23 protein-coding genes and 3 pseudogenes are annotated in these 26,894 nt (G+C 60.5%); 16 read left to right on the top strand and 10 right to left on the bottom strand.

What is annotated here, in order from left to right; all coding sequences use genetic code 11:
- Positions 1 to 298: 298 nt before the first annotated feature.
- Positions 299 to 643: a DUF6124 family protein gene (locus tag PCOSP_RS23490; RefSeq protein ID WP_175362979.1), complete on the top strand. Its 345-nt coding sequence runs from the start codon at positions 299 to 301 to the stop codon at positions 641 to 643.
- A gap of 284 nt (positions 644 to 927) precedes the next feature.
- Here PCOSP_RS23490 and PCOSP_RS23485 read toward each other — a convergent pair whose 3' ends face one another.
- Positions 928 to 1,434: a L,D-transpeptidase family protein gene (locus PCOSP_RS23485; RefSeq protein WP_139645056.1), complete on the bottom strand. Its 507-nt coding sequence runs from the start codon at positions 1,432 to 1,434 to the stop codon at positions 928 to 930.
- 38 nt (positions 1,435 to 1,472) lie between these two features.
- A complete protein-coding gene (locus tag PCOSP_RS23480) occupies positions 1,473 to 2,024 on the bottom strand; it encodes an NUDIX hydrolase (protein WP_139645058.1) in 552 nt (183 codons plus the stop codon).
- Positions 2,025 to 2,169: 145 nt separating this feature from the next.
- On the opposite strand from PCOSP_RS23480, the gene PCOSP_RS23475 reads away from it, so the two are divergent.
- From PCOSP_RS23475 to PCOSP_RS23465, 3 genes are read left to right on the top strand one after another with little or no spacing between them, the layout of a single operon-like run.
- Entirely contained in the window at positions 2,170 to 2,769 is a 600-nt protein-coding gene (locus tag PCOSP_RS23475; protein WP_041023011.1) for a CoA pyrophosphatase, read from the top strand.
- A gap of 14 nt (positions 2,770 to 2,783) precedes the next feature.
- Positions 2,784 to 3,308, top strand: coding sequence for a gamma carbonic anhydrase family protein (locus PCOSP_RS23470; protein WP_139645060.1), 525 nt, complete (start codon positions 2,784 to 2,786; stop codon positions 3,306 to 3,308).
- Positions 3,305 to 3,514, top strand: coding sequence for a DUF1289 domain-containing protein (locus tag PCOSP_RS23465; RefSeq protein ID WP_139645062.1), 210 nt, complete (start codon positions 3,305 to 3,307; stop codon positions 3,512 to 3,514). Before PCOSP_RS23470 ends, PCOSP_RS23465 begins: the two co-directional genes overlap by 4 nt.
- 24 nt (positions 3,515 to 3,538) lie before the next feature.
- Here the strand turns inward: PCOSP_RS23465 and PCOSP_RS23460 are convergent, their stop codons facing one another.
- A complete protein-coding gene (locus tag PCOSP_RS23460; protein ID WP_175362980.1) occupies positions 3,539 to 4,171 on the bottom strand; it encodes a Pr6Pr family membrane protein in 633 nt (210 codons plus the stop codon).
- Positions 4,172 to 4,174: 3 nt separating this feature from the next.
- The gene (locus PCOSP_RS23455; protein WP_024780901.1) at positions 4,175 to 4,405 is read right to left on the bottom strand and encodes a VF530 family protein; all 231 of its coding nucleotides are present in this window, start codon (positions 4,403 to 4,405) and stop codon (positions 4,175 to 4,177) included.
- A gap of 418 nt (positions 4,406 to 4,823) precedes the next feature.
- On the opposite strand from PCOSP_RS23455, the gene PCOSP_RS23450 reads away from it, so the two are divergent.
- Positions 4,824 to 7,238 (top strand): glucose/quinate/shikimate family membrane-bound PQQ-dependent dehydrogenase, encoded by a 2,415-nt coding sequence (locus PCOSP_RS23450; RefSeq protein ID WP_139645066.1) that lies wholly within the window; start codon positions 4,824 to 4,826, stop codon positions 7,236 to 7,238.
- Positions 7,239 to 7,434: 196 nt separating this feature from the next.
- Here PCOSP_RS23450 and purT read toward each other — a convergent pair whose 3' ends face one another.
- The 4 genes and pseudogenes from purT to PCOSP_RS23430 all read right to left on the bottom strand — a co-directional run bounded on the left by purT (position 7,435) and on the right by PCOSP_RS23430 (position 10,759).
- Positions 7,435 to 8,616 carry a formate-dependent phosphoribosylglycinamide formyltransferase gene (gene purT, locus PCOSP_RS23445; protein ID WP_175362982.1) on the bottom strand — a complete coding sequence of 394 codons (1,182 nt, stop codon included), beginning with the start codon at positions 8,614 to 8,616 and terminating at the stop codon, positions 7,435 to 7,437.
- A 102-nt stretch (positions 8,617 to 8,718) separates the two neighbouring features.
- Complete coding sequence (locus PCOSP_RS23440; protein ID WP_139645070.1) at positions 8,719 to 9,186, bottom strand: preQ0 transporter; 468 nt, start codon at positions 9,184 to 9,186, stop codon at positions 8,719 to 8,721.
- Between the two features lie 214 nt (positions 9,187 to 9,400).
- Positions 9,401 to 10,185 (bottom strand): annotated as a pseudogene (locus tag PCOSP_RS23435) (siderophore-interacting protein).
- Positions 10,178 to 10,759 (bottom strand): PadR family transcriptional regulator, encoded by a 582-nt coding sequence (locus PCOSP_RS23430; RefSeq protein WP_139645074.1) that lies wholly within the window; start codon positions 10,757 to 10,759, stop codon positions 10,178 to 10,180. Before PCOSP_RS23430 ends, PCOSP_RS23435 begins: the two are co-directional and overlap by 8 nt.
- Before the next feature lie 418 nt (positions 10,760 to 11,177).
- On the opposite strand from PCOSP_RS23430, the gene PCOSP_RS23425 reads away from it, so the two are divergent.
- The 8 genes and pseudogenes from PCOSP_RS23425 (at position 11,178) to PCOSP_RS23390 (ending at position 19,530) form a co-directional block, all read left to right on the top strand.
- On the top strand, positions 11,178 to 11,663 hold the full coding sequence (locus tag PCOSP_RS23425) for a CS1 type fimbrial major subunit (protein ID WP_139645076.1): 486 nt from the start codon (positions 11,178 to 11,180) through the stop codon (positions 11,661 to 11,663).
- A 116-nt stretch (positions 11,664 to 11,779) separates the two neighbouring features.
- Complete coding sequence (locus PCOSP_RS23420) at positions 11,780 to 14,314, top strand: CS1-pili formation C-terminal domain-containing protein (protein ID WP_464709609.1); 2,535 nt, start codon at positions 11,780 to 11,782, stop codon at positions 14,312 to 14,314.
- 148 nt (positions 14,315 to 14,462) lie between these two features.
- Complete coding sequence (locus tag PCOSP_RS23415) at positions 14,463 to 15,719, top strand: hypothetical protein (RefSeq protein ID WP_139645080.1); 1,257 nt, start codon at positions 14,463 to 14,465, stop codon at positions 15,717 to 15,719.
- Between the two features lie 46 nt (positions 15,720 to 15,765).
- Positions 15,766 to 17,009 (top strand): annotated as a pseudogene (locus tag PCOSP_RS23410) (hypothetical protein).
- A gap of 107 nt (positions 17,010 to 17,116) precedes the next feature.
- Positions 17,117 to 17,860 carry a molecular chaperone gene (locus PCOSP_RS23405; protein WP_175363055.1) on the top strand — a complete coding sequence of 248 codons (744 nt, stop codon included), beginning with the start codon at positions 17,117 to 17,119 and terminating at the stop codon, positions 17,858 to 17,860.
- A gap of 45 nt (positions 17,861 to 17,905) precedes the next feature.
- Positions 17,906 to 18,388 (top strand): CS1 type fimbrial major subunit, encoded by a 483-nt coding sequence (locus PCOSP_RS23400; RefSeq protein ID WP_139645086.1) that lies wholly within the window; start codon positions 17,906 to 17,908, stop codon positions 18,386 to 18,388.
- Between the two features lie 115 nt (positions 18,389 to 18,503).
- Entirely contained in the window at positions 18,504 to 18,998 is a 495-nt protein-coding gene (locus PCOSP_RS23395; protein ID WP_139645088.1) for a CS1 type fimbrial major subunit, read from the top strand.
- Positions 18,999 to 19,035: 37 nt separating this feature from the next.
- Positions 19,036 to 19,530: a CS1 type fimbrial major subunit gene (locus PCOSP_RS23390; protein ID WP_139645090.1), complete on the top strand. Its 495-nt coding sequence runs from the start codon at positions 19,036 to 19,038 to the stop codon at positions 19,528 to 19,530.
- A gap of 2 nt (positions 19,531 to 19,532) precedes the next feature.
- Here PCOSP_RS23390 and PCOSP_RS23385 read toward each other — a convergent pair.
- Both PCOSP_RS23385 and PCOSP_RS23380 read right to left on the bottom strand, forming a co-directional pair.
- A pseudogene (locus PCOSP_RS23385) lies at positions 19,533 to 22,657 on the bottom strand (transglycosylase domain-containing protein).
- Positions 22,658 to 22,916: 259 nt separating this feature from the next.
- Positions 22,917 to 23,375 (bottom strand): REP-associated tyrosine transposase, encoded by a 459-nt coding sequence (locus PCOSP_RS23380; protein ID WP_464709608.1) that lies wholly within the window; start codon positions 23,373 to 23,375, stop codon positions 22,917 to 22,919.
- Between the two features lie 508 nt (positions 23,376 to 23,883).
- On the opposite strand from PCOSP_RS23380, the gene PCOSP_RS23375 reads away from it, so the two are divergent.
- The 3 genes from PCOSP_RS23375 to PCOSP_RS23365 all read left to right on the top strand — a co-directional run bounded on the left by PCOSP_RS23375 (position 23,884) and on the right by PCOSP_RS23365 (position 26,894).
- The gene (locus tag PCOSP_RS23375; protein WP_464709607.1) at positions 23,884 to 25,305 is read left to right on the top strand and encodes an amino acid permease; all 1,422 of its coding nucleotides are present in this window, start codon (positions 23,884 to 23,886) and stop codon (positions 25,303 to 25,305) included.
- Positions 25,306 to 25,518: 213 nt separating this feature from the next.
- On the top strand, positions 25,519 to 25,893 hold the full coding sequence (locus PCOSP_RS23370) for a GtrA family protein (protein WP_175362992.1): 375 nt from the start codon (positions 25,519 to 25,521) through the stop codon (positions 25,891 to 25,893).
- On the top strand, positions 25,890 to 26,894 hold the full coding sequence (locus PCOSP_RS23365; RefSeq protein WP_175362993.1) for a glycosyltransferase family 2 protein: 1,005 nt from the start codon (positions 25,890 to 25,892) through the stop codon (positions 26,892 to 26,894). Before PCOSP_RS23370 ends, PCOSP_RS23365 begins: the two co-directional genes overlap by 4 nt.

The following is a 26,894-nucleotide window of genomic DNA, read 5'->3' as shown; positions in this document are numbered from 1 at the left end:
GCACTTTTCAAACTGACCCACCGCTATCGCGAGCAGGCTCGCTCCCACAGGGAAGGCGTTCGCGCAACAAAACGAGCCGTGCACATCACCCCCTGTCAGCCCGATCTACGATCCGGCACGCGGTCTGTCAGACGCACCGAAGTTTCCGACAAGTTTTTAAGGTTGTCCCTCGGAAGCGGCGGCTCTAGCCTGTGGGTGTCGCTGCCAATTCAGCGACCGGGTTTGACCGTCCGAAGAATCACAGGGCACAGGCCCGGACGATTTGTCCTGGGCTCCATTAATTCAAGGAGTTTTCCCTTTGAAAAATGACAAACCCGCATCCAATTTCCCCTACGGCGACTACGCCCCCGAAAAGCTGCAAGAAGCCGCTGATCGTGCGCTGGACCATTACCTCAAACCCGAGGACAACTCGTCAGAACCCAAGCCCTCCCTGCAGTTGTTCACCGTTACCGATGCTGTCGACACCGAAGTCCTGCTAGCCAACCTCAGCGAAACCCTGGCCTCGGCCAATGCCATGCTCAGCGACCTGGCCTTCGACCTCGACGGCTCGCGGCGGCATGTGGCGCTGGGGGTGGCGCAGATGATTGAGTTGGGCGCGCTGTTGGCGGACAAGGCGCTGGATCGGGTGGAGCTACGGGCTTGATGGCGTAAGGGCCGGCGCCATTGCGAGCAGGCTCGCTCCCACAGGGGGGTGTTCACATATGTGTGGCCCCCCTGTGGCGAGGGGATTTATCCCCGCTGGGGCGCGCAGCGGCCCCAAAGCAAGCGACTCAATCTGCCTGACGCACCGGGTTGTTTGGCTTTAGGGACGCTGCGCAGCCCAGCGGGGCGGTGCGACGTTTCGCTGAATCCCCTCGCCACAAAAGCTTTCATGTCGCAACAAGGCTTCCATGCCTCAACAAGCGCTTGCCACATAAGAGACAGAGGCTACGGCCGAATCTCGATCATCGTGCCATCCGGCACCAGGTTCCAGACTTCGCGCATGTCGACGTTGCGCATGGCGATGCAGCCATCGGTCCAGTCCAGGGTGTGGAACAGCTGTTCAGGGGTTTCTTCGGAATCAGGCGTGCCGTGGATCATGATCATGTTCCCAGGCTCCACGCCTTCGCGCCGGGCGCGGGCGGCGTCGCTGATGTTGGGGTAGGAGATGTGCATCGACAGGTAGAAGCGATCACTGACCTTGCGCCAGTCGATCCAATAGAAACCTTCAGGGGTGCGCTTGTCGCCCTGGATCAGCTTGGGGCCTTTCTTGGCACCCTTGCCGAGGGAAATACGGTAGGTCTTGAGTGGTTTGCCGTCATTGATCAATTGCAATTGATGGGCGGACTTGAGCACCAGCACTTTTTCGATGACCTTGCCGTCGTAGGTCCCCACCGCAGAAGCCTGGGACACAGCAGCGAACGACAAGCAGAACAGCACAAGCAACCAGCGCATTGAAACGGTATCCCTAAAGGTCGTGACGATATGGTTTTTCAGGTCTTGGCAGGCTGAGCCAGGGGTGGGATCGATTCGGATCGCACCGGGTAATGCTCGGTTCGTCGATCAGCATAGAAGTATTCCAGGGTCCGGCCCACTGTGCGAAAAGCCAGTTCGTCCCAGGGAATGTCCGCTTCTTCGAACAGTTTCACTTCCAGGCTCTCGGGTCCGGCGGCGAAATCCTCATCCACCAGCTCGGCGCGAAAGAATACATGCACCTGGCTGATGTGCGGTACGTCGATCAACGTATAGATGCTTAAATTTCGCACCCGGGCGCAGGCTTCCTCGGCGGTTTCGCGTTCGGCGGCCTGTTCGACGGTTTCGCCGTTTTCCATGAAGCCCGCCGGCAGCGTCCAGTAACCGCGTCGCGGCTCGATGGCGCGGCGGCACAGCAGGACTTTGCTGCCCCAGGTCGGTACGCAACCGGCCACGATGTTGGGGTTCTGGTAGTGGATGGTGTGGCAGGTGTCGCAGACAAAGCGCAGGCGCGAGTCGCCTTCGGGTATGCGCTGGGTCACCGGGTTACCGCACTGGCTGCAGAATTTCATGCTTGGGTTCCTGAATGCTGCGCCTATCTTGGCGTGCGGGACGGGTGTCGGCAAGTTGTCGTTTCGCGACACGACGCGGTCCGGGGGTTGGGCGGCTTGAACGATTGGTGCATGATGCAAGGCAGCGAATGAATCGAGAAGTCTCATGCTGGACGAGCTACTGCATCGAGTAAGCAACCATACCCCGCGTGATCTGCAGGCCGACCGACGTTTCCCTGAAGCCGCGGTGCTGGTGCCGATCACCCGCAGTGACGAGCCGGAGCTGGTACTGACCTTGCGCGCCAGCGGGCTCTCGACCCATGGCGGCGAAGTGGCCTTCCCCGGCGGACGGCGCGATCCGGAGGACCCGGACCTGGTGTTCACCGCCCTGCGCGAAGCCGAAGAGGAAATCGGTCTGCCCCCCGGCCTGGTGGAAGTGATCGGCCCCCTCAGCCCGTTGATTTCGTTGCATGGCATCAAGGTCACGCCCTATGTCGGAGTGATTCCGGATTTCGTCGAGTATCAGGCCAACGATGCCGAGATCGCCGCAGTCTTCAATGTACCGCTGGACTTTTTCCGCAAGGATCCCCGCGAACACACCCATCGCATCGATTACCAGGGCTGCAGCTGGTACGTGCCCAGCTACCGTTTTGGCGAGTACAAGATCTGGGGGCTGACGGCGATCATGATCGTCGAGCTGGTGAACCTGCTGTTCGACGCCGGCATTGACCTGCACAAACCACCCAGAAGCTTCATCAATACCTGAGCCCGAGGATCCTCATGAAATACCGCCTGGGCGATGCCCGTGTCGAAACCCACCCACAGAGCTGGGTCGCCCCCAACGCCACGCTGGTGGGCAAGGTCCGCCTCGAAGAAGGCGCCAGTGTCTGGTTCAACGCCGTGCTGCGCGGCGATAACGAGTTGATCCTGATCGGCAAGGACAGCAACGTGCAGGACGGCACGGTGATGCACACCGACATGGGTTTTCCACTGACCATCGGCACCGGTGTGACCATTGGCCATAACGCCATGCTCCACGGTTGCACGGTGGGGGATTACAGCCTCATCGGCATCAATGCGGTGATTCTCAACGGCGCGAAGATCGGCAAGAACTGCATCATCGGCGCCAACGCGTTGATCGGCGAAAACAAGGAAATCCCCGACGGTTCGCTGGTGATGGGCTCGCCTGGCAAGGTCGTCCGGGAACTGACCGAGGCCCAGAAGAAGATGCTCGAGGCCAGCGCGGCGCATTACGTCCACAACGCGCAGCGCTACGCCCGCGACCTGGCTGAGCAAGACTCATGAACACCCCCGAACGCCCGGTGCCTTCGCCCTGCGTGAGCATCTGCTCGCTGGACGATGACGATGTCTGCACCGGCTGCCAGCGCACCGTGTCCGAGATCACCCGTTGGCGCAGCATGGACAACGATGAGCGGCGTAGCGTATTGGCGTTGTGTCATGAGCGGGCGAAGGCCAGTGGGCTGGTGTGGATGTTGCCGGGGAGGTCTTGAGTACAAGTCCTCTGTGGCAGTCTTCTAATACCGTTGCCCCATCCACCGATCCAATCCCACCACCCCCAGCGCGATCCCGATAAACCCCAGCAATATCTCCCCGGCATTGATGAACACCTGTGGATAACCCAGCGTTGCCACGTCGATGAAAGGGTAGGGGTACGCCCCGAGGAAACTCCCCCGCAACAGGACATGGGCGAAGTACACCACGGGGTAAATCACCCACAGTCCGATATGCCACAGGCGCAGGGTGCCTTTGGGTACGTACCGCCACCAATAGGCGATGAACAGCAGTGGCATCACGTCGTGCAACAGTTCGTCGGCCACGAACTGCCAGCCTTCGGGTTGCCACAGATGGCGCAGCAGCAGGTTATAAGCCAGGCCGACCAGGGCGATGCTCGCGGCGATACCACTGCTGACGGCGGGGCGCAGGAACCAGCGTCGGGCTGCCGATTCGCGGCGGGTCACTTCACACGTCAGCACCACGGCCACCAATGTATTGGTCAATACCGTGAAGAAGCTGAAGACATTCACCAGGCCGCCCAGCAGGCTCGCGCCCAGTTCCCAGCGCCCCAGCAGGATCAGATACAGCTGGATGCTCAATCCCGCCCAGCCCAGCAGCGCCGCCACGGATACGAAGCGCTGTCGAAGGTTCATGAGTCAGACCGGCCGCTTGGTACGCATCAGCTTGATATACAGCCGCTCGACTTTCTCCCGCGCCCACGGCGTCTTGCGCAGGAAGGTCAGGCTCGACTTGATGCTCGGGTCGCTCTTGAAGCAACGGATATCGATGCGTTCGGCCAGGCCCGACCATTCGTAGTGCTGCACCAGGGCGTTGAGGATTTGCTCCAGCGTCACGCCGTGCAGGGGGTTGTTGTGCTGTTCGGTCATGGAGGTATTTGCGTGAAGAGGAATAAGCCGCGCACCTTATCCGAGGCGCCCATGTGTTGGAAGTCTAGTGGCAACACTGTTACCGGATTCGAAAAGATTCATGTCGGCAAAAGCGCTTTCTCTATTGGTAGCGGGCCATTATTCTTGCGCCCCCTGCTGAAACGGTTCTTCTGACGTATCAGGATTTAAAAGATAGCGCTGTCTTTGCCTGCAACCTCATGTGGGAGCGAGCCTGCTCGCGATTGCGGCGTCACACGCAACAGGCGTGTTGGCTGATCCACCGCAGTCGCGAGCAGGCTCGCTCCCACAAGAGGCTGCTGATAGCGGGTCAGCTTTTTACTGAACCATGCCTGCGCAAGATCGTCATCTACAGTGATTACTTGCGCGGGACTCCTTAAATATCACGGAGAATCACACTATGAGCACTGAAGGTGCTTTGAACCGAGGCCGTCTGCTACCGAGTCTGCTCGGCATTCTGCTTCTATTGATGGGCTTGGCCCTGTTGGCCGGCGGGGTCAAGCTGAGCACGCTTGGCGGTTCGTGGTATTACCTGCTGGCCGGTATCGGCTTGGCGCTGACGGGTGTGCTGTTGATCATGGCCCGTCACGCGGCCCTGGGCCTGTACGCGCTGGTGCTGTTCGCCAGTACGGTATGGGCCTTGTGGGAAGTGGGCCTGGACTGGTGGCAACTGGTGCCGCGCCTGGCGATGCTGTTCGCCTTGGGCATCGTCCTGTTGTTGCCATGGTTCCGCCGTCCGTTGCTGACAGCCGATGCGTCACCCATGGGCACTCGTGCGCTGGGCGCCGCCGTGGTCATCGCCGGTGTCGCGGCACTTGCCAGCCAGTTCACCAACCCGGGTGAAATCAAGGGGCAACTGGACCGCGACAACGTAGCGGGCATGGCGAACACCGCGCCGGCAATGCCGGACGGCGACTGGAATTCCTATGGACGTAGCGCCCATGGCGACCGTTATTCGCCGCTGGCGCAGATCACGCCGCAGAACGTCAGTAAGCTGGTACCGGCCTGGACCTATCGCACCGGCGACCTGCCGGGACCGAACGACCCGGGCGAGACCACCGCTGAAAACACCCCGTTGAAAGTCAACGGCATGCTCTACGTGTGCACTCCCCACAGCCAGGTGATTGCCCTGGAGCCTGAAACCGGCAAGGAAATCTGGCGTTTCGATCCGAAGCTTTCCACCCAGAAGGCGGAAAACTTCAAGGGTTGGGCCCACATGACCTGCCGTGGCGTGAGCTATCACGATGACGCCGCGTACGCCTCTGCCGAGCAGAGCCCCACCGGTGCTGCCAGCACCACGCCGGCCAGCGCCGTGTGCCCGCGTCGCATTTTCCTGCCGACCGCCGACACCCGCCTGATCGCCCTCAATGCCGACACCGGCAAGATGTGCGAAGACTTCGGTGACAAAGGCCAGGTCGACCTGAGCGCCAACATCGGTGGTTTCACCGCGGGCGGTTACTACTCCACCTCGCCTCCGGCCGTCACCCAGAACCTGGTGGTGATCGGCGGTCATGTCACCGACAACGTTTCCACCGACGAACCCAGCGGCGTCATCCGCGCCTACGACGTGCACACCGGCAAGCTGGTGTGGAACTGGGACAGCGGCAAGCCGGACGACACTATGCCGATTGCCGAGGGCCAGACCTACACCCGCAACTCGCCGAACATGTGGTCCATGTTCAGCGTCGATGAAAAACTCGGCATGCTCTACCTGCCGATGGGCAACCAGACTCCCGACCAGTTCGGTGGCTTGCGCACCCCTGAATCGGAAAAATACTCCGCCGGCCTGACCGCGCTGGACATCGCCACCGGCAAGGTGCGCTGGTACTTCCAGTTCACCCACCACGACCTGTGGGACATGGACGTCGGCGGTCAACCGACCCTGATGGACATGAAGACCGCCGACGGCGTGAAACCGGCCGTACTGGCCTCGACCAAACAGGGCAGCATCTACGTGCTGGACCGCAGCAACGGCCAGCCGATCATCCCGATCAAGGAGATCCCGGTGCCGCAAGGCGCGGTGGAAGGCGACCACACCTCGCCGACCCAGCCGATGTCCGACCTGAACTTCGTGCCGCCGGTCCTCAAGGAACGCGACATGTGGGGCGTGACGCCATTCGACCAGATGCTCTGCCGGATCGACTTCAAGTCGCTGCGCTATGACGGCATGTACACGCCGCCGTCGCTGCAAGGTTCCATTGTTTACCCGGGTAACTTCGGGGTGTTCGACTGGGGCGGCATCTCGGTAGACCCGGTGCGCCAGATCGCTTTCGTCAACCCGAGCTACATGGCGTTCAAGTCGAAGCTGGTACCGGCGGCCGAAGTGGCCGGTGGTCCGGGTCGCAAGAGCGAAACCGAAGGCGTGCAGCCGAACAAGGGCGCACCCTATGGCGTGATCCTCGAAGCGCTGCTGTCGCCCATGGGCCTGCCATGCCAGGCGCCGGCCTGGGGCTATGTGGCAGCGGTCGACCTGACCAACAACAAGACCCTGTGGAAACACAAGAACGGTACCGTGCGTGACAGCTCGCCGGTGCCGATCCCATTGAGCATGGGCGTACCGAGCCTGGGCGGCACGTTCACCACCGCCGGGGGCGTGGCGTTCCTGAGCGGCACCCTTGACCAGTACCTGCGTGCCTATGACGTGAAAAACGGCAAGCAACTGTGGGAAGGCCGCCTGCCCGCTGGCGCCCAGACCACGCCGATGACCTACACTGGCAAGGACGGCAAGCAATACGTGCTGGTCGTTGCTGGCGGTCATGGTTCCCTGGGTACCAAGCAGGGTGACTATGTCATCGCGTACAAGCTGCCGGAATAAGCCCAATCGGCGCTCATGAAAAAGGCGACACCCTTGCGGGTGTCGCCTTTTTTTGAGCTTGTTGATCGTTCCCACGCTCTGCGTGGGAATGCAGCCCGGGACGCTCCGCGTCCCAAAGAGCCGAACGCGGAGCGTCCGCAGAGGCGTTACCACGCGGAGCGTGGGAACGATCAATGCAGCAGGGTAGTCGCCAAACTTAAAGCTCGATCTTCACCGCCTGGGAAGCCCGGGTCGCCTTGGCGCGGGCGGCTTCGATGGACTCGTCGCGGGCCAGGGCCACGCCCAGGCGGCGTTGGCCGTTGACTTCCGGTTTGCCAAACAGGCGCAGCGCGGTGTCCGGTTCGCTCAGGGCCACGCCCAGGTTGGCGAAAGCGGTCTGGGTCGACTGGCCTTCCACCAGAATTACCGCCGAGGCCGACGGGCCGAACTGACGGATCAACGGGATCGGCAGGCCGAGGATGGCGCGAGCGTGCAGGGCGAACTGCGATAGGTCCTGGGAAATCAGCGTCACCAGTCCAGTGTCGTGAGGGCGCGGAGAGACTTCGCTGAACCACACCTGATCGCCCTTGATGAACAGCTCGACGCCGAACATCCCACGCCCTCCCAGAGCCTCGGTCACCGCCTTGGCGACGCGCTCGGATTCGGCCAATGCCGCCGGGCTCATGGCCTGGGGCTGCCAGGATTCCTGATAATCGCCTTTCTCCTGGCGGTGACCGACCGGCGCGCAGAAGGTGGTGCCGCCGACATGACGCACGGTCAGCAAGGTGATTTCGTAGTCGAAGTCGATAAAGCCTTCAATGATCACCCGGCCCTTGCCGGCGCGGCCGCCTTCCTGGGCGTAGTCCCAGGCCTTCTGCACGTCGTCGTTGCCACGCAGCAGGCTCTGGCCCTTGCCCGACGAGCTCATCACCGGCTTGACCACGCACGGGAAACCGAGGGTTTCAACGGCCTTGCGGTAGTCTTCCACGGTATCGGCGAAGAAGTACGGCGAGGTCGGCAGGCCCAGCTCTTCGGCGGCCAGGCGACGGATGCCTTCGCGGTTCATGGTCAACTGCGCGGCGCGGGCGGTAGGGATCACGGTGAAGCCTTCGGCTTCCAGTTCCACCAGGGTAGCGGTGGCGATGGCTTCGATTTCCGGCACGATGAAGTGCGGCTTCTCGGCCTCGATCACGGCACGCAGGGCGGCGCCGTCGAGCATGTTGATCACATGGCTGCGATGGGCCACTTGCATGGCGGGTGCGTTGGCGTAGCGATCCACGGCGATCACTTCCACGCCCAGGCGCTGCAATTCGATTACCACTTCCTTGCCCAGCTCACCGCTGCCACACAACAAAACGCGGGTCGCGGTGGGCGACAAGGGAGTTCCGATACGGGTCATCTGAAGGTCCTCAAACAGGAGCGGATCATCGAGGGTTGCACGCCGGGCGAGCTTCCCATAGGGAGAAAGCGCGGCATTTTACATGAACCACGGGGTTTGGCTTCAGCCGGCGACGGCCTGTTTGCGCAAACGCCAGGCCATGATCAGCCAGACGGCAGTGACCCCGGCGAATTTCGAGGCCAGGGCGGTGATCACCACCGGTGGGGTCAGGGCGTCGATCAGGCCGAAGAAGATGAACGTGTCCAGGGGAATGCTCAGCGCCGAGCTGATCCACAACCGATCATGCAACGGACGCTTGGTGATCGTGAACACCAGCCAGTCGATGCACTCGGACACCGCGAACGCCGTGGCGCTGGCCAGGGCGATGGTCGGGTCCGAGGTGACATAGGACAGCACCAGCGCCGCCAGCATCGCCGCGATGGCGCCATGACCGAACCGGGTCTGCACCATGTCCCGCAGGATGAATACCAGGCCACCCCAGGCCGACCAGATGATGTCCAGGTGCGGTGCGGCAGAAAAGGCGTAATTGATCAGCACGACGCTGGCGATGTAGGCGATCAGGAAAAGCATAAATAGGAAATACCTGATGAATTTCGGGCAACGATACACCTGTGGCGAGGGGATTTATCCCCGCTGGGCTGCGCAGCAGCCCCATCACTCTAGACTCAATCTGCCTGACACACCGGGGTGGCTGGTTTTGGGGCTGCTTCGCAGCCCAGCGGGGATAAATCCCCTCGCCACAGATAAACCTGCCTTGCCGTGGCAGGCCGGGTTTGTCGGAGGATCATTCCTCCTCGCTACCATCCGCCTTCCAATAACCCACCGCTTTTACGAAGTTCTGGTCCAACCCTTTCTCCTCCAGCAACACCTTGCGAATCTGCCGCGACACCTTGCTTTCGGTGGCGACCCAGGCGTACAGCTTGCCGACAGGCACTTCCAGTTGACGAACGGTGGTCAGCAGGCTGTCGTGGCGACCTTCGCGCAGCACCCAGATCACGTGGACCTGGGCCGGACTTTGCAAAACCTGCTGCTCGGCACCGTTTTCCACTTCCACGACCACCAGCGCACGCCGGTTGGGCGCCAGGCCTTCGAGGCGACGGGCGATGGCGGGGAGGGCGGTTTCGTCACCGATCAGCAGGTAGCTGTCGAAGATGTCCGGCACGATCATCGAGCCCCGTGGCCCTCCGATGTGGAGGTACTGCCCTGGCTCGGCCTGGGCCGCCCAGGTCGAGGCGGGGCCGTCGCCGTGGAGCACGAAATCGAGGTCCAGCTCCAGGGTATCCAGGTCGTAGCGGCGCGGGGTGTAGTCGCGCATTTCCGGCAGCGCGCTCTGGGCCTTGCCGGCGCTGGGATCGAAGGTTTCCAGGGCGGCCCGTTCCTCGGCGTTCTGCGGGAAAAACAGTTTTACATGATCATCCGTGCCCAGGCTGACGAACCCGGCCAGTTCCGGCCCACCGACGGTGATGCGGCGCATGCGCGGGTCAGGTCCACCACCCGCAGGACTTGCAGGCGACGACGCTTGATCTCGTGGCTGACGCGGTGAATGGTGTTTGGATCGATTTCAGTCATCGCTTGACTCCGAAACAGGTGGACGGGCAGGGCCGTCCATGATGGCTTTGGCGGTGTCGTTGAGTAGATCGCGTATCCGCTGGATTTCTTCCGGGCTCCAGCGATCCTGGTGTCTCTGCAGGGCACGACGCAGGTTACCCACCGCTTCGTGGATTTCAGCCGGTCGATCCTGCTCGCGCAGGATGCGCTTGCTGGCTTCGATGCGTATCCGCACGCCGTCCAGCGCCTCGGCCTGGTCTTGAAGGAATAGGCGTCCGACGTCGGTGGCGCTGTAGCATTTTTTCCCGCCCTTGGCGTCTCCGCTGACCATCTTACTCATTTCCAGGTGAGTCAGGGTGGGGTAGATCACGCCGGGGCTTGGGGTATAGGCACCGTCGAACATGGCCTCGATCTGGCGTATCAGCTCATAACCGTGACAAGGCTTTTCGGCGATCAGTGCCAGCAGCAGCAACTTAAGGTCGCCGGCAGCGAACACCCGTGGACCGCGCCCACCTCTCTCACGGCCCGACGGGCGCCGTTCGAAGCCATCGTGATGACCCTGTTCGCGAATGGAAGGAGGATAAGGAACTGTCATCTATCTGCTCTCTGTTCTGCATAAATAGAACCGAGATATATCTTTGACTTCAGATATATCTTCGACTATAGATATATCTTTGTTAAAAGATATATCTCAGTTGCGTCATACTTGAAATGAAACAAGACCTTACCTGAATCCCTTATGTCTGCGGGACGAAACCGGATGGTTGTCTGGGTGTTTTAGCGGCAACTAGTGAAAATGTCGGAAGTCTCTTACATTAAAAGTTACGCTTTATCGAAAAGTGCGTATTTTTCGACGTTTTGTATGCGCGATTTACTACATGAGTCTACGAACTTTCCTGCTTATTTTTAATTAAAGAGCGACGATCATGCACCGGCGTTGAAGGGGTACGCCAAGCTGTATTGGTGTGCAACTTCGGCCCTTCTCTCTTTATTGCTATGAACAGGTGTTAACAATGCTCATGAAAATCGTAACCGCCGCTTCCCTGACCGCTGCGGCCCTGAGTTCTTCGCTGGCTTTCGCTCTCGATGACGCACGTTCGTCCATCCACATCACCGCGAATATCCCGACCCAGCAGTTCCATGTGCAGCCACGTGACGGGAGCTGGGGTAAGGACGAGACCATGTCCTACAACACGGTCAGCGGCACTCTGACTTCGCTGCGTCAGACCTACGACGTGAAGAACACCGACGGTTCGGTCAATGCCTACATCGAAGGCGGCCCGGCTTCGCTGTACAACGGCAGCGATGCCATCGCCCTGACCACGACCTTCAATGGCGTCACCCTGACCGCCCTGTCCCAGGAAGTGGTCGACGATGCAACCTCTACCCCGGGCACCCAGGCTGAGATGACCATCGTTCCGGCCAAACCGCTCGCGACCCAGAACGGCCTGTACACCGCCGACATGACCGTCATCTTCGACGCCGTGCCGCGCCCGTAAGGCTATTCGTTACCCGGTGAGCCTCACCTCGCCAGCAGCAGGTCGGCCGGATCTCCCCAGCCGGTCGGCCTGAACCTGAAACACCCCGAAAGCTCGCTGATTATGAGAGTCCGTTGATGTTACCGATGACACCCATCGCGGGTGCGCTTGCGCTGTTGTTATGCGCGAGTGCATTGGCCGCGCCGACTGCCCCCGGTACTACACCGACAAGCCTGCTGTCCCAGGCCAAGGGTCTGCCGGCGGAGTTTGAAGCCCACTTCTTCGATGTGCCATTGGCTGTTCGTATTGAGCTCAATCAACAGTATCTCGGTGAAGCCATGGTGGTCTTGACGCGGGATGATCGCATTACCCTGCTGGAATTTACCGACACCCACGACAGCACGATCAAAGCCGCTGAGCGGGACCAATGGGAGCACACACTCAAACAGGGACAACTGTTAGGTGCCTGTGAAAAAAACTGCACCGCCGGGCTGCTTGCAGTGCACTACAGTCTTGAAAACTCACTGGTGTCGATCCTCACTCGGGATGTCGAGCGCGGTACCGAAACCCAGCGCTATCACGACCAGCCCCAGGGGGGCAGCCTCGGCCTGATCTTCAACAACCAACTCAACCTCAACGGTGGCCAGGAACAGGACACCGGTGGCCGCTATGGCCTCAATGCCAGTTCCAGCGTGGGCAACTGGAGCCAGTCCATGGACCTCCAGCTCTCGCGCCTGGGTGGGCCGGACGACAAGCTCTACCACGCCGTTTATGAGCTGTTCACCCAACGTGAACTGGAAGGGCATTTTTTCCGGCTGGGGTATTTCACCCCCAGCTCCGATGGCTTGAACCGCCAGATCCGCTCGTTTGGCGCCAACCCGGACACTGCTCTGGGCGTGATGTATGGCAGCTCGGACAGCCTGGCGATCGAAAACCCCAAGCCCAGCGTCTACCCCATTTACGTCACCGCCAGCCGCCAGGCTTCGGTGGAGATTTATCGCAGCGGCCTGCTGATCAATACCCAGGCCGTCAGCGCAGGTTTGCAGAGCCTGGACACCCGCCCATTGCCCGGCGGCATCTATGAAGTGGAAGTGCGGCTGATCGAGGACGGACAAACCACTGCCACCAGTCAGGAACTGGTCTACAAGCCGAACAATTGGAGCAGCACCGAGGAGCGTTGGCGCTACAACCTGTTCGCCGGTCGTGAAACCCGGCTCTGGAGCAATTGGGAAGACCAGCCCTCGGGGTTCACGACGGCGGGGTTTGGCGTCAATTACCTGCTGCACCCACGGGTTATCGTCGGCGGTTCCACGCGCCAGGTGCAGGACAAACTGCAACTCGGCACGTCGGTGGACTGGACGCTGGCCTCCCACACCAGTCTGTACGCCAACGTCTACCACACCGAGCAGTACGGCAACGGCATGGACGTGCAAGCCCTGTACAGCTACGGCCAGGGCAGTCTCGTCGCCAGCCACAATCGCAGTTGGCTGGACACCCGCAACACCTACGAGACCCTGCCGGACGGCACCCGCATCCGGCAGCGCAACGTGTTCGTCGGCCAGACCAGCAACTCATCGCTGTCGGTCAATCATCGCTTGAACAACAAGTCCTCCATCAACGGCCGGCTGGCCTATAGCGAAGGCAATGTCCAGGGCGCGGGCCTGGACCTGGGCTGGACCCAGCGCGGCAAGTTGCGTGGCAGCGATGCCAACTGGCGGCTGTCGGTGTTCGATCGTCCCGGCACCTCGAGCACCAACGACCGTCGCAATCGCGGCGTGGACCTGAGCTTCAGCGTGGCATTGGGCGGGCCGGGGGAATACTGGTCGGGCAGCATCGGCACCCGCACGTCTCGCGAAGGTGACCGGGACAACAATGCGTCGCTGACCTATCGCCGCGACCTCCAGGATCACGTGCTGCAAAGTGTCTCCGGCACAGCGCTGGCCGATACCTATGGCGTGGGCCTGTCCGGCATCGCCAGCTTCAGCACCGAGTCGCTCTATGGCGACGGTTTCCTCCAGCGCTCGTCCTATAACGACAACCTCACCGGCGGCCTGAACCTGAGCAGTACCGTGGCCGTCGGCGGCGAGAAAGCCGTCTTCACCGGTCTGCCCCAGGGCCGTGGCGCGGGGATGATCGTCGACGTGGAAACCGACCTGGACGACATCGTCCTGCGCGCCGACGACCTGACCGGCGGCAGTACCACCTTGCATCCGGGCCGTAACTTCGTGCCGATCACCGCCTACCGCAACAGCATGGTGACCTTCGACTTCGAGGGTGTGCATCCACCGGCGGCGAGCATCGAGCCGGCACGCACCCGTTATCACCTGAACAAGGGGGGCGTCGATTACCGCAAGGTCAGCGTGGTGAAAACCGTGACCGTGCTCGGACGCTTGCTGGACGAACAGGGGCAACCGCTCAAGGGCCATCACGTGATCAACCACGCCAGCCGCGGCGTCAGCGAGGCGGACGGATTCTTCTCCATGGAGATGAATGTCGCGTCCCCGACCCTTGAGGTGCGCTACGGCAACGAGTTGTTCTGCCGCTTCCGTCTCGACCCGGAAAACGCCAGCGACGAAGGCGATGTGTTGATGATCGGCGACCTGCGCTGCACGCCGGACAGCCTGGCCGATAGCTCACTGGCCGCGGCCGACCTGGCGAAGCAGCGTTCATGAGTTGTGGGAGCAAGGCTTGCCCGCGATGAACGATAACGCCGTTCGAGTGAAGACCGGGGCGCCTGCATCGCGGGCAAGCCTTGCTCCCACTGTGAAATTTTCTCCCAAAAACTAGCAGGGATTGGCTTTGATGTATGAGGTTGTATAAATGAAATCCTTATCGGTAGCCGTGAGCAGCGTGGTCTCGATGCTGTTGCTTGCCTGCGTGCCTGCTGCCAATGCCGTGAACCAGAATATCAGCGCGATATTCAGACCCGATGCTTCGAAACCAAACCTGAATCAATTTACCAATACCACCCCGGTCAGTGGCTATTGCACCTTCTATCCGGCGGATTGCGCGGCCACCAAGATATTCAGTATTCAGTTGCCTATCCGCTTCAGTTCGGTCGGCCCAATTCAGGCGAATCACACTGATTACCGGCAAGGGGCGACGTTCAAGGTACCCGCCAACTGGCGTACCGCCCAGGTGACTCACGCCGGTACGGGTGAAACTGAAACCATCGAAGTACGCTTTTCGGGAATCGGCTCGAGATACCGCCTTCCGATGAGCGTGCTCGAACTGATAGGTAATCCAAGCATAGACCTTACGCTGGCACACAACCGGTTATGGGGCGGTTATGGGAATAGCTGGGTGAACCCCCCTTCACCTTGCGGATATACCGGTCACGGAGGTTTGAACGCGACGACTTACAAGTTTTTCTGGAAGACCCGAGTCGAAGCGCCTTGCTCCAAAAAGAGTAGTTTTCTGATCCCCAGCCTGGTCTACGACTATCTGGACTTCGCCTACGAATTGCGCACCCCGAACCCCCTGAAAATGTCGAGTGGTTTGTACACGGGGTCTTTGACCTACAGCATCGGGCCGGGCCAGGATCTGGACATGGGCGATATCATGATCCCCTCCGATCCGATACTCACGTTCGATTTCAAGCTGACTGTCGAACACACCCTCAAGGTCGAAGTCCCCCCCGGCGGCAATCGCGTGGAACTGGTGCCCCAGGAAGGTTGGCAGTCCTGGCTCAACAGCGGACGCAAGCCAACGCGCCTGTTCCGTGACCAGCGCTTTCATATTTCCGCCTCATCCCGTTTCAAGATGGCAATCGAATGCCAGTACATCAGCGGCAACACCTGTGCGATCGCCGAAACCGATACCGGCCACACCGTGCCGGTGAACGTCGGCGTGACCCTGCCCGATGGCGTGACGGACGGCGCCGGGCAACCGGTCAATCGCCGACGACTGTTGCGCGACGGCAGTGGCACCGAATTGTTCCAGCCCGGCATCTACGTCGATCGCCGGCTCGGGATGCTGCATTTCGAAGTGGACCGCAGCGGTGTCGAGGCGATGCTCGACACCGGGGCCACGCGTTACGCCGGCGATGTCACGGTGATCTGGGATTCGGAAGTTTAAAGGGCATGGATTGGCCAGCCTGAGGCGAAAGGAAGGTGAGGGATTGATGAAAGGTCTACCAGTAGCAGTGCGTAGTGTGGTTTCGGTGATGTTATTGGCCGGCGCATCGACGGCTCATGCCGTGAGCAAGGAGATCACCGCAATCTTCAGGCCCGATCCCTCGAAGCCCAACGAGAATACCTTTCGCAATACCACGCCGGTCTCGGGTTATTGCGCCTTTTACCCGGCCGACTGTGAAAGGGAGAACATGTCCAGCCTTCAGTGGAACATCAACTCCTATTCCAACGCGCCCATCCAGGCCAATCATGCGGATCTGCGGCAAGGGGCGATATTCCATGTGCCTGCCAATTGGCGTCTGGCGCAGATCACTCATACCGGTACGGGCGAGACTGAAATCGTCCAGGTACGCATCGCCGGCATCGGCTCGATGTACTACCTGCCGGTCAGCGTGATCGACCTGGTCGGAGGGGGGTGGACATGGGGACCGCTCATGCGATGTTGTGGGGCTCCACCTGGAAGTACGCCCCTGCACCTTGTCGATCCAGCAGCCAATCGAGCTTGAACGACCGTGCCTATTCCTTCTTCTGGAAAACCCCGGTCGAAGGGAGCTGTGCCAAAAGGGCCCGTTACCTGATCCCGGGCATGGAATACACCTCCATGGACTTCGCCTACGAACTGCGCACCCCTAACCCGTTGAAGATGTCGTCCGGCCAATACACCGGCTCCCTGGTCTATGGCCTCGGTCCGAGGCAGGACTTCGACTTCGGTGACGTGATGATCCCCAATGAATCGGTGATCACCCTCAATTTCAAACTCGACGTCGAGCACACGCTCAAGGTGGAGGTGCCCCCGGGTGGCAACCGGGTGGAACTGGTGCCCCAGGAAGGCTGGCAAGCCTGGCTGAACAGCGGGAGCAAACCGACGCGGCTGTTTCGCGACCAGCGCTTCCATATCTCGACCTCTTCTCGTTTCAAGATGAGGCTCGAATGCCAGCACGCCAGCGGCAATACCTGCGCGATTGCGGAAACCGGCACCGGCCATGCCGTGCCGGTGGACATCAAGGTGACGTTGCCCGAAGGCCTGACCGACGCCGCTGGGCAACCGGTCAACCAGCGCCCGTTGCGGCTTGACGGCAGCGGCACCGAGCTGTTCCAGCCGGGCTTTTATGTCGATCGCAGGCTGGGAATGCTGCACTTCGAAGTGGCCCGGGGCAGCGTCGAGGCGATGCTGGACAGCGGCGCCAAGGCCTACACCGGCAGTGTCACGGTGATCTGGGATTCGGAAGTCTAGCGGTTTGTACGGTTAGTTTGAGTACACGAATTAGCCACACAGGCCACCAGTGACCTGCCGGCCAAATTTCTAGTGAGTTGCGTTTAATGCATGAGGTTAAGCAAGTGATGAAACAGCTATGGGCATGGGTTGGTTTTTCCCTGTTTTGCGGCGTGGCCCAGGCCGGTCCGCAGATCGGTGTCGGGGTGGTCTACGACTACCTGGACGGCAACAAGACCACGTACATGAAACGGGTGTTCAACGGCGGCACGTCGACGGCTTTCGTCAAGGTGAACATCCTGGAAATCATCTACAACGAAGACGGCACCTACAGCGAGGTGCCCCTGCAGAACCAGGCCAGTGCCCAGGCCAAGGATGGTCTGATGGCCAGCCCGGCGCGCCTGATCGTGCCGGCCAACGGTGTGCAGGGCACGCGGTTGCTGTTCATGGGCAACCGTGACAAGGAGCGTTACTTCCGTGTGCGCTTCGTGCCGGTGGTGCCGGAAGCGGAAGACGAATTCGCCGTCAGCGCGGAGGAGCGCGAAGCGTATAAAAAGGAACGCGTGGCGGCCGGGGTCAAGGTACTGGCGGGGTACGGCACGGTGTTCTTCGTACGGCCCAAGGACACCCGCTTCGACACCGTGATCGATAACAACGCCAATCGCTACGTGCTGCGCAACAACGGCAACAGCGTGGTGGTGGTCGATGAGTTCAAGGACTGCGAAGCGAAGAAAGAGAACGAATGCCGGCCGACCACCAAGCATCACGTCATGACCGGCCGCACGTTCTCGTTCGACAAGGAAGCAGGGCGTGAATATCGCTTCACCCTGATCGAAGGCAGCAAGACCCAGAACGTCGAGATCAAGGGCTGACGGTGACCGTCGCCGAACCGTCGTTGACCCAAGAGGTAAATCAAAATGATCAAGACACGGCTACGCCCCCTTGCATTGACGGCCCTGCTGATGCCCTGGACCTCGGCCTGGGGGGCTGTCGAACGGGAAACCTTCGAACTCTACGTGACCATCCCGACGGCCGACTTTTATGTGTTGCCCCTCGACCCGCAGTTGGTCCAGCGCGAGCAGCGCCTGCCGTTCAGCACCATCACCTCGGACCTGAGCCCGTTGCGGGCTACTTACGAGGTGAAAAACAGCAACGGCTCCATTGGGGCTCGCCTCGGGGAGGAGGCCTATCTGTCCAATGGCCGTGATCGCATCGACTTGCGCGTGCGCTTCAACGGCGTCGAACTGACCCTGGATTCCGCCCAGGTGGTCTCGGCCGTCGAGGCACGGCCGGGCCGTCAGGTGCCGCTGGAAATCGCCGCCATCAAGCCCGATGACGACTATAAGCCTGGCGACTACTACGGCACGGTGCACATGGTGTTCGACGCCACGGCGCCGTAGGGCGACCGGAGGCAGTAAAGAACCTGCGCGGTGAGGGAACAAGCTCCCTCGCCACGGGTTAGCAGTAATGGCATGGACGCTTCTTTAACAATAACGATGAAAAAAGGTAGCAAGCATGCTCAAGCAATTTGTTTCCGTCATGGCCCTGGGCGTCGCGACCCTGAGTCCTTCGCTGGCCTTCGGGGCCGATGATGCACGGTCCGCCATTCATATCAAGGCGAACATTCCCACCCAGCAGTTCCATGTCCAGCCACGGGATCCCGAGTTCGGCAAGCACGAGGTCATGCATTACGACCCGTTGAACGACGACCTGGGCATTTTGCGCCAGATCTTCGACGTGAAGCACACTGAAGGTTCGATCCACGCCTACATCGAGGGTGGCGCGGCGTTCCTGTCCAACGGCAATGCCAGAATCCCGTTGCGGGTCCGGTTCAACAAAGTCCGCCTGGATGGCCTGCCTCGGGAAGTCGTGGACGATGCGTCCTCCACGCCCGGTACCCAGGTCGAGATGACGATTCGTGCCGATGCCATGCCGGTCCAGCGCCGGCCGGGCTTCTATACCGGCGACTTCACCGTGATCTACGACGCAGTGCCGCGGATCTCTGCGTGACCCATCCTGTTCTTCTACGGCTGAAAAGGTATTTGGCATGTTCAATAAAAAGGTAGCTGCAATGGCCCTGGGCGCCGTTGCCCTGAGTGCTTCGCCGGCGCGCGCGGCGGATGATGCTCGCTCGTCGATTCACATCACTGCGAATATTCCGACCCAGCAGTTCCATGTGCAGCCCCGAGACCCGGAGTTCGGCAAGGATGAGGTCATGTATTGGGACGCTGTGAAGAGTCAACTGTCCCCGATACGCCAGACTTTCGATGTGAAGAACACCGACGGTTCGGTGCATGCCTATCTCCCGGCTGGCCAGCCAGCGCTGACCAACGGCAGCAGCGCCATTCCCCTGCTTGTCCGGTTCAACAACGTCACCCTGACCTCCACGCCCCAAGAGGTGGTGGACGACCCCACGTCCACCCCAGGTACGCAGGCAGAGATGGTCATCTATGCCTCGGCCATACCGCTCCCCGACCAGACAGGCCTGTTCAACGCCGACTTTACGGTGATCTTCGATGCGGTACCGCGGGTGAGCCCGTAGTTCTACCCTGGCGACGAAACGCCCTGGCGCGCCACCAACGGCGTGCACTGGGTGTGACTGCCCGGCTGCAAGTAGGGCGTGAGAAACGGCGCCATCCCCTTGAGCACCTGCACCGGCAAGGCCGAGGTGAACTTGAAGTTCTGCGCCGAGGCCCCCGGTACATAGGCGGTGAGGGTGCCGAAATGGCTGTCGCCGATGTAGAACACGAAGGTGGCCGTGCGGTTGATCGACTTGGAACTGAGGATGCGCCCACCGGCGCCGATGGCTTCGATACGGTTGTCGCCGGTGCCGGTCTTGCCGCCCATGGCCAACGGCGTACCGTCGGCCAGTTTGAAACTGCCGGCCACCCGTTTCGCGGTGCCGGCATCCACCACCTGGGACAACGCACCGCGCAGGGCCTGGGCCACTTCCGCCGGCATCACGCGTTTGCCTTTATCCGGGTCGTTGATCAGTTGCGTTTCGTAGGGGGTATCGACGGCGAAGTGCAGGCTGTCGACCCGCAGTGCCGGTTGACGGATACCGTCGTTGAGAATGGTGCCCACCAGCTCTGCCAGTGCGGCGGGGCGGTCACCGGAGCTGCCGATTGCCGTGGCCAGCGAAGGCACGAGATGGTCGAATGGGTAGCCGACTTTCTGCCAGCGCTGGTGGATATCCAGGAACGCTTCGATCTCGAGCATGGTGCGGATGCGACTGTCGCGTGCGCTCTTGTGCCGGCTTTTGAACAGCCAACTGTAGACTTCCTGGCGTTCGAACTCACTGGCCTTGACGATCTGGCTGAACTTGGCGTCCGGGTTGTTCAGCAGGTAACCCATCAACCATAGATCGAGCGGGTGGACTTTGGCGATAAAGCCCTGGTCCGGCAGGTCATAGGCGCCGGGACCGTAGCTCTGGTAGAGCCGCTCCAGGCGTTCGTCGGTGAGTTTCTCGGCGTTCTTGGCCGATTGCAGATGTGAACGCACGAAGCGGTTGAAGCTGTCCTGGCTGTCGTTGGGAAAGAAATAGCGGTGCACGGCGGCCAGGCGGATCGCCGTGGGGTGCATGCTGTCGAGAAAGGTTTCGAGGCGCTGGCTGGTGTCCTTCTTCTGATATTTCTTCCAGAACCTGAGCAGGAACGAGGTGCCTTCGCGGTCGGCGAACTGGGCCAGGTATTCCTGGCGCCGCGGGTCGCTGTCGTCCTTGAGCAGTTCTGCGCTGTTGTTGGGCCCGGCGTAAGTGGCGTAGCGCACCAGGTCGCGCATGAGACGGATGAACGGCAGGTTGATCGACTCGCGCAGGGCATCGCGCAAGGTGGGGTTGCGGCCGTTGTCCTCGCTGCGGAAGTTGTGGAAGGTGTGCAGCCCGCCGCCGGTAAAAAATGCCTCGCCGGGGCTGGCGGAGTACGTACGATCCAGTGCCGCCTCGAGCATCTTCGGCAGGCTGCGGTCGCTGTTCTGGATCAGGTAATCGACGGCCCAGCGGGACAGGCGATCCTGCTCGGCGACCTCGACTTTTTTCAGGGCCGCCGGAGTTTCAGCGCCATAGCGGTCGTGCAGTTCGGCAATGATCTGCAAATAGGTGGTGAGTACCCGCAACTTGGCGGTGGAACCGAGTTCGAGTTTGCTGCCTTCGTTGATGTCGAAAGGCTGGTCGGTGCTATCGGTCTGCACCCGCACGCGCGAACCGTCCGGGGTCAGTTCCAGCAGGGTAAAGCTGTAGCGCACCTGGGTGGTGCTGGTGGGGGTGAGCAGGCGTTCTCCCATGAGGCCGATCTCCGTCGCGAAGGCCGGGTCGGCCAGGCGCTTGAGGTACTCGGTGGCCTGGGTCTGCAAGTCGTTTTGCAAAGTGCTGGTGGCGGACAGGTCCAGTCGGTCGAGGTCGTACAACGGCCGGTCGAGCAGCGTGGCGAGCCGACTGCGGGCGGCGCTGATGCCTTTGTTGGTTTCGTTGGGCTGGATCGTTGGTTGCTGCACCCAATCGCGATAACTGACCTGACTCGCCAGGGCGGCATCGGCCAGGGCGGCGTCGATCACACCGTTCTGGGCCAGCAGCCGGATGTGGCTGTCCGTCAGGCTCGCCAGCTCGTCATGCCCCTTGGACAGGTAATGGGAAGGGCGCCGCTGAGCGATCATCAACGACAGCATCTGCCGCAAGGCCAGACCCTTTTCCGCCAGGCTCCGCGGATCGGTGGCGGTGCTGAACAACTGCTCATTGGCGCGGTTGAAGTCGGCGCCGTACCAGACCCGCAAACCTTCGGCCATGCCATGGACCTCTCCATGCCCCGGCACGGCGGAAAGCGGCACGCTGTTGAGGTAATCGCGCACGATCCGCTGCCGCGCCTCGAGGGTCTGCGGACCGCTCCGATAGGCGCGCACGCTGGCGGAAATCATCTGGCGGATCTTCTCACTCCCCGAGACGGTCAGGCCATCGGGGGAGTGACGGTACTTTTCCAGTTGCGTCGCCAGGGTGCTGCCCCCGGCGGACTGCCCCGGTAAGCTCAACAGCTTGGCCACTTGCGACCACGCCGCCATGCCGAAGCGCGGCCAGTCTACCGCCGGGTTGGCCTGGGGCTGGTGGGGATCGAGCAGGAAGCGGTTTTCGATGAACAGCAGGCTTTGCACCACCACGGGAGGGATGGCGTCGAAACTGGCATACAGCTGTTGTGGATACTTGAACTGATACAGCGGCGCGGCGCGGCAATCGGTGATGGTCAGGCCGGCCTGGATCTTTTCCGTATAGGGCACGAACAGGCCTTTTCCGACGTAGTCCATCAAGGCTGGCGAAAAGCGGGTCTGGGCCTGGATCACGTAGTTGCGCTTGAGCAGTCGCGGCAGGAACTCCCCCAGCGAGCTGTAGCCCAACCGCCGGTCGAATGGGCCGGCTCCGGGATAGACAATGGCATCGCTGGGCCCCGGTTGCAGCGAATAGCTCAGGGAGGCAGCGTATTTGCTGATCTCCCTGGCCTGGAACCTGGAGGTGCGCATTTCCTTGGCCACCGCGAGCCCGACCACCACGACGATAATCAGCAGCAGCAACCAGAACGCCCGCCAGCCATGCCGCGCGCGGCGTTTTTTGGGGGTGTAGACGCTTCTTCCATACGTTCAGTCGGGACCATAGGTTTGTTCGAATCGGTTTGCCATAGAGCGCCCATAGTCGACTGATCCATTCACGCAGATTGATCGGACTTGCTTGAAGCTTAGACGGTGGTTTGCGTGGGGGAGGGAAATTGTGGACAGGCCGGCACTCTGAAATCCTGTAGGCACTATGCAACCCCTGTGGCGAGGGGATTTATCCCCGCTGGGCTGCGCAGCGGCTCTAAAACCAGACTACCTCGGTACATCAGGCAGATCCGGTCGACTGTTTTAGGGCCGCTACGCGCCCCAGCGGGGATAAATCCCCTCGCTACAGCTTCAGAGCCAGATGGCATCCCAGAGCGGGTAATCGCCAATTCGGCTTACCAGCCCTGCGCGAACCGGGTTGGCAATGATGTAGCGGGCGAAGGGCTGGATGTCTTTATTGTCGCGGAGTGCATGGTCGTGGAAGCTGCTTTGCCAGAGCGGGCCGGACGCCCCGGTCCGACTGTTGACGCTGTGTGTGCATCGAGCTTTGGTGGCACCAATGACTCGACTCAGAGGGGTATTGTTGATTTGAACCAGCCAATGGAAATGATCCGGCATCACCACCCAGGCCAAGGAGTTGACCTGGCCCGAGTCATGGGCTCGTTTAAATTCAGCTACTAACAATCTTCCAACTTTCCAGTCAGCGAATATTGGACGTCGTCGATGAATGACAGCCGTTACCAGGTAGCCGCGCCCTTGCTCCGAACAGCGACCTCGGCGCAAGCGATGGGAATTGGGGCGTGGATGCATTCCTTGCTTCCTTTGAAGGGGGTGTCAATGCAGCCTAGCCGTGTAGGTGTTTCCACGACGCTGAGACGTATGAGCGAAAATTCCGAAATCTGCGTAGTCCCCTGTGGCGAGGGGATTTATCCCCGCTGGGCTGCGCAGCAGCCCCATCCCCAAAGCACTCAATCTGTCTGACACACCGAATCAGCAGGTTTCAGGGCTGCTACGCAGCCCAACGGGGATAAATCCCCTCGCCACAGGGGGGCGGTGCTCTTAAATCCTCTGTATTCCCAGTCAATGCTTCTCCAAAAACCCGACTTTTGCTGTGGCTTATCCCTGAATTTCCAAAGTTTTACAGTGAAACTCTCTATCCTTGGCTTTTTATACTGCACGACCCACCGGTCTTGACGTTCTGGTTTCCGGGACGGTCTGTCCACGAGGCAGGCCCGGTTTCGGCAAGGTGGCAGGCTTATCGGCCTGTGGCCTTGGAAACCCGGTGGCTAATCCAATAACAAAACGGAGTTGTATCCCTATGCCTGTCGGCAATCATCTGCCCCATGGCGAGACCGCTCAGGGCGGTCCGCTCAAACGTGAACTCGGCGAGCGGCATATCCGCCTGATGGCGCTTGGCGCTTGCATCGGTGTCGGACTGTTCCTCGGTTCGGCCAAGGCCATCGAAATGGCCGGCCCGGCGATCATGCTGTCCTACATCATCGGCGGCCTGGCGATCCTGGTGATCATGCGCGCCCTCGGCGAGATGGCCGTGCACAATCCAGTGGCCGGTTCGTTCAGCCGTTATGCCCAGGATTACCTCGGCCCGCTGGCGGGTTTCCTGACCGGCTGGAACTACTGGTTCCTGTGGCTGGTGACCTGCGTGGCGGAAATCACCGCGGTAGCGGTGTACATGGGCATCTGGTTCCCCGACGTGCCCCGCTGGATCTGGGCCCTGGCCGCACTGGTCAGCATGGGCTCGATCAACCTGATCGCGGTCAAGGCCTTCGGCGAGTTCGAATTCTGGTTTGCGCTGATCAAGATCGTGACCATCATCGCCATGGTCATCGGCGGCGTCGGCATCATCGCCTTCGGGTTCGGCAACGACGGCGTGGCCCTGGGTATTTCCAACCTCTGGACCCACGGTGGGTTCATGCCCAATGGGGTGCAGGGTGTATTGATGTCCCTGCAGATGGTGATGTTTGCCTACCTGGGCGTGGAGATGATCGGCCTGACCGCGGGTGAGGCGAAGAACCCGCAGAAAACCATTCCCAACGCCATCGGTTCGGTGTTCTGGCGGATCCTGTTGTTCTATGTCGGCGCGTTGTTCGTGATCCTGTCGATCTACCCATGGAACGAGATCGGCACCCAGGGCAGCCCGTTCGTGATGACGTTCGAGCGCCTGGGTATCAAGACGGCTGCCGGCATCATCAACTTCGTGGTGATCACCGCTGCGCTGTCGTCCTGCAACGGCGGCATCTTCAGCACCGGGCGGATGCTCTACAGCCTGGCGCAGAACGGCCAGGCCCCGGCCGGTTTTGCCAGGACCTCGGCCAACGGCGTACCGCGCCGCGCGTTGTTGCTGTCCATTGCCGCGTTGCTGCTGGGCGTGCTGCTCAATTACCTGGTGCCGGAAAAAGTCTTCGTCTGGGTGACCTCCATCGCCACCTTCGGGGCGATCTGGACCTGGGTGATGATCCTGCTGGCCCAGCTCAAGTTCCGCAAAGGCCTGAGCGCTTCCGAGCGTGCCGCCCTGAAATACCGCATGTGGCTGTATCCGGTCAGCTCGTACCTGGCGTTGGCGTTCCTGGTGCTGGTGGTGGGGCTGATGGCGTACTTCCCGGATACACGGGTGGCGCTGTATGTGGGGCCGGCGTTTCTGGTGCTGCTGACGGTGCTGTTCTACACCTTCAAATTGCAGCCGACGGGTGAGGCAGAGGGCTCGGTGAGTTCGGTTTCATAGGCCAATAGCGATGTCGCTGTTCACTTGAGTTTTGCTCGGACCATGGTGGCGAGGGAACCTGCTCCCGCTTCGGGGCGAAGCACCCAAAAAGGGCTTGCTACGCGACCTGGCGGGAGCAAACTTGAGTGACCTGTTATTTCTTACAGTAGACCGCGCTCCGATAGCCCCCTAGATTAAATATCGCCTGAGGCACCGACACAGTCCGGGGCATCTATGAGAGCGATCTGGAAAGTTTTTTTCAGCTACGCATTGGTTGGGCTTGCCAATACGTTGATCCATTGGCAGATATTTTTCGTGCTGCGTGTAGCGGCCGGCCTTGACCAGTCGATCAGTAATTTCCTGGCCTTTTGCGTAGCGGCCTCGTTTTCCTTTTATATCAATGCGCTTTACACCTTCGAGGCCAAGCCTTCGGCGGTAGGCTATGTTCTTTTCTTATGTTTCATGGGCGCGCTCAGTTTCATCGTGGGTGATCTGGGGGATCGCTGGCATGTCCACAGTCTTCTGACCGTTACAGTGTTTTCGCTGCTGAGTCTGGTGTTCGGATTTCTGTTCTCCCGGTTTGTGGTATTTCGCAGGCGCTGCACATGAACATTTCGCTGATCGTTCCGGTGTTCAATGAAGAGCAGACCGTCGGTATGTTTTACGAGAATGTTCGTCGACATCCGGCATTGAAGGGTCATGCCGTGGAGATTGTGTTCATCAACGATGGGAGTGACGACCGGACCGGCTCCCTGGCCCGTAGCTTTGCACTGGCGGACAATCTGGTGTTGTTGATTGAGTTCTCGCGTAATTTCGGCAAGGAGCCGGCCCTGTTTGCCGGGCTCGAATACGCTGGCGGCGATGTGGTGATCCCGATGGACGTCGATCTGCAAGACCCCATCGACGTCATTCCCCGGCTGATTGCCGAATGGGAAAAAGGTGCCGAAGTGGTATTGGCCAAGCGTCGTGACCGCTCCTCCGACAGCTACCTCAAGCGCCGTGGCGCGAACCTGTTCTACCGCCTGCTCGATCACATTGCCTACCCTCACATTGAACAGAACGTGGGGGATTTTCGCCTCATGGACCGCAAGGTCGTGGAGGTAATCAAGACTCTCCCCGAATACCAGTTGTTCATGAAAGGCGTGTTGTCGTGGGCTGGCTTCAACACCGTGGTCATCGAATACGACCGCGCCAGCCGAGCCGCCGGCCAGAGCAAGTTCAATGGCTGGAAGTTGTGGAATCTGGCGCTTGAGGGCATTACCTCGTTCAGTACCGTGCCGTTACGGTTGTGGACGTATCTCGGCGGTTGCATCTCACTGGTTTCGTTGGTCTATGCGGCGTACATGGTGCTGGACAAGCTGATCTTTGGAAATGATATGCCTGGCTATCCTTCGTTGATGACCGCGATTCTATTTTTAGGTGGCGTGCAACTGATTGGCATCGGCGTACTGGGTGAGTACATCGGGCGGATCTATCTGGAAACCAAACACCGACCTCGGTATGTGATCAAGGAGATGATCCGAGGAGGGGTGAGGACGCGGGATAAACCAGCATGTCATGGCGAAGTGATTAGTAGCGATCCACGCAATCCTGATTCCAAGGCATCATGA

The organism is Pseudomonas sp. MAFF 730105 (genome assembly GCF_055380705.1).
This window is presented reverse-complemented; position numbering and strand designations above follow the sequence as displayed.

Coding starts and splice junctions, on each gene's coding strand:
- PCOSP_RS23485 (WP_139645056.1), bottom strand. CDS start 1,434: ATGCGCTGGTTGCTTGTGCTGTTCTGCTTGTCGTTCGCTGCTGTGTCC.
- PCOSP_RS23480 (WP_139645058.1), bottom strand. CDS start 2,024: ATGAAATTCTGCAGCCAGTGCGGTAACCCGGTGACCCAGCGCATACCC.
- PCOSP_RS23475 (WP_041023011.1), top strand. CDS start 2,170: ATGCTGGACGAGCTACTGCATCGAGTAAGCAACCATACCCCGCGTGAT.
- PCOSP_RS23470 (WP_139645060.1), top strand. CDS start 2,784: ATGAAATACCGCCTGGGCGATGCCCGTGTCGAAACCCACCCACAGAGC.
- PCOSP_RS23465 (WP_139645062.1), top strand. CDS start 3,305: ATGAACACCCCCGAACGCCCGGTGCCTTCGCCCTGCGTGAGCATCTGC.
- PCOSP_RS23460 (WP_175362980.1), bottom strand. CDS start 4,171: ATGAACCTTCGACAGCGCTTCGTATCCGTGGCGGCGCTGCTGGGCTGG.
- PCOSP_RS23455 (WP_024780901.1), bottom strand. CDS start 4,405: ATGACCGAACAGCACAACAACCCCCTGCACGGCGTGACGCTGGAGCAA.
- PCOSP_RS23450 (WP_139645066.1), top strand. CDS start 4,824: ATGAGCACTGAAGGTGCTTTGAACCGAGGCCGTCTGCTACCGAGTCTG.
- purT (WP_175362982.1), bottom strand. CDS start 8,616: ATGACCCGTATCGGAACTCCCTTGTCGCCCACCGCGACCCGCGTTTTG.
- PCOSP_RS23440 (WP_139645070.1), bottom strand. CDS start 9,186: ATGCTTTTCCTGATCGCCTACATCGCCAGCGTCGTGCTGATCAATTAC.
- PCOSP_RS23430 (WP_139645074.1), bottom strand. CDS start 10,759: ATGACAGTTCCTTATCCTCCTTCCATTCGCGAACAGGGTCATCACGAT.
- PCOSP_RS23425 (WP_139645076.1), top strand. CDS start 11,178: ATGCTCATGAAAATCGTAACCGCCGCTTCCCTGACCGCTGCGGCCCTG.
- PCOSP_RS23420 (WP_464709609.1), top strand. CDS start 11,780: ATGTTACCGATGACACCCATCGCGGGTGCGCTTGCGCTGTTGTTATGC.
- PCOSP_RS23415 (WP_139645080.1), top strand. CDS start 14,463: ATGAAATCCTTATCGGTAGCCGTGAGCAGCGTGGTCTCGATGCTGTTG.
- PCOSP_RS23405 (WP_175363055.1), top strand. CDS start 17,117: ATGAAACAGCTATGGGCATGGGTTGGTTTTTCCCTGTTTTGCGGCGTG.
- PCOSP_RS23400 (WP_139645086.1), top strand. CDS start 17,906: ATGATCAAGACACGGCTACGCCCCCTTGCATTGACGGCCCTGCTGATG.
- PCOSP_RS23395 (WP_139645088.1), top strand. CDS start 18,504: ATGCTCAAGCAATTTGTTTCCGTCATGGCCCTGGGCGTCGCGACCCTG.
- PCOSP_RS23390 (WP_139645090.1), top strand. CDS start 19,036: ATGTTCAATAAAAAGGTAGCTGCAATGGCCCTGGGCGCCGTTGCCCTG.
- PCOSP_RS23380 (WP_464709608.1), bottom strand. CDS start 23,375: ATGCATCCACGCCCCAATTCCCATCGCTTGCGCCGAGGTCGCTGTTCG.
- PCOSP_RS23375 (WP_464709607.1), top strand. CDS start 23,884: ATGCCTGTCGGCAATCATCTGCCCCATGGCGAGACCGCTCAGGGCGGT.
- PCOSP_RS23370 (WP_175362992.1), top strand. CDS start 25,519: ATGAGAGCGATCTGGAAAGTTTTTTTCAGCTACGCATTGGTTGGGCTT.
- PCOSP_RS23365 (WP_175362993.1), top strand. CDS start 25,890: ATGAACATTTCGCTGATCGTTCCGGTGTTCAATGAAGAGCAGACCGTC.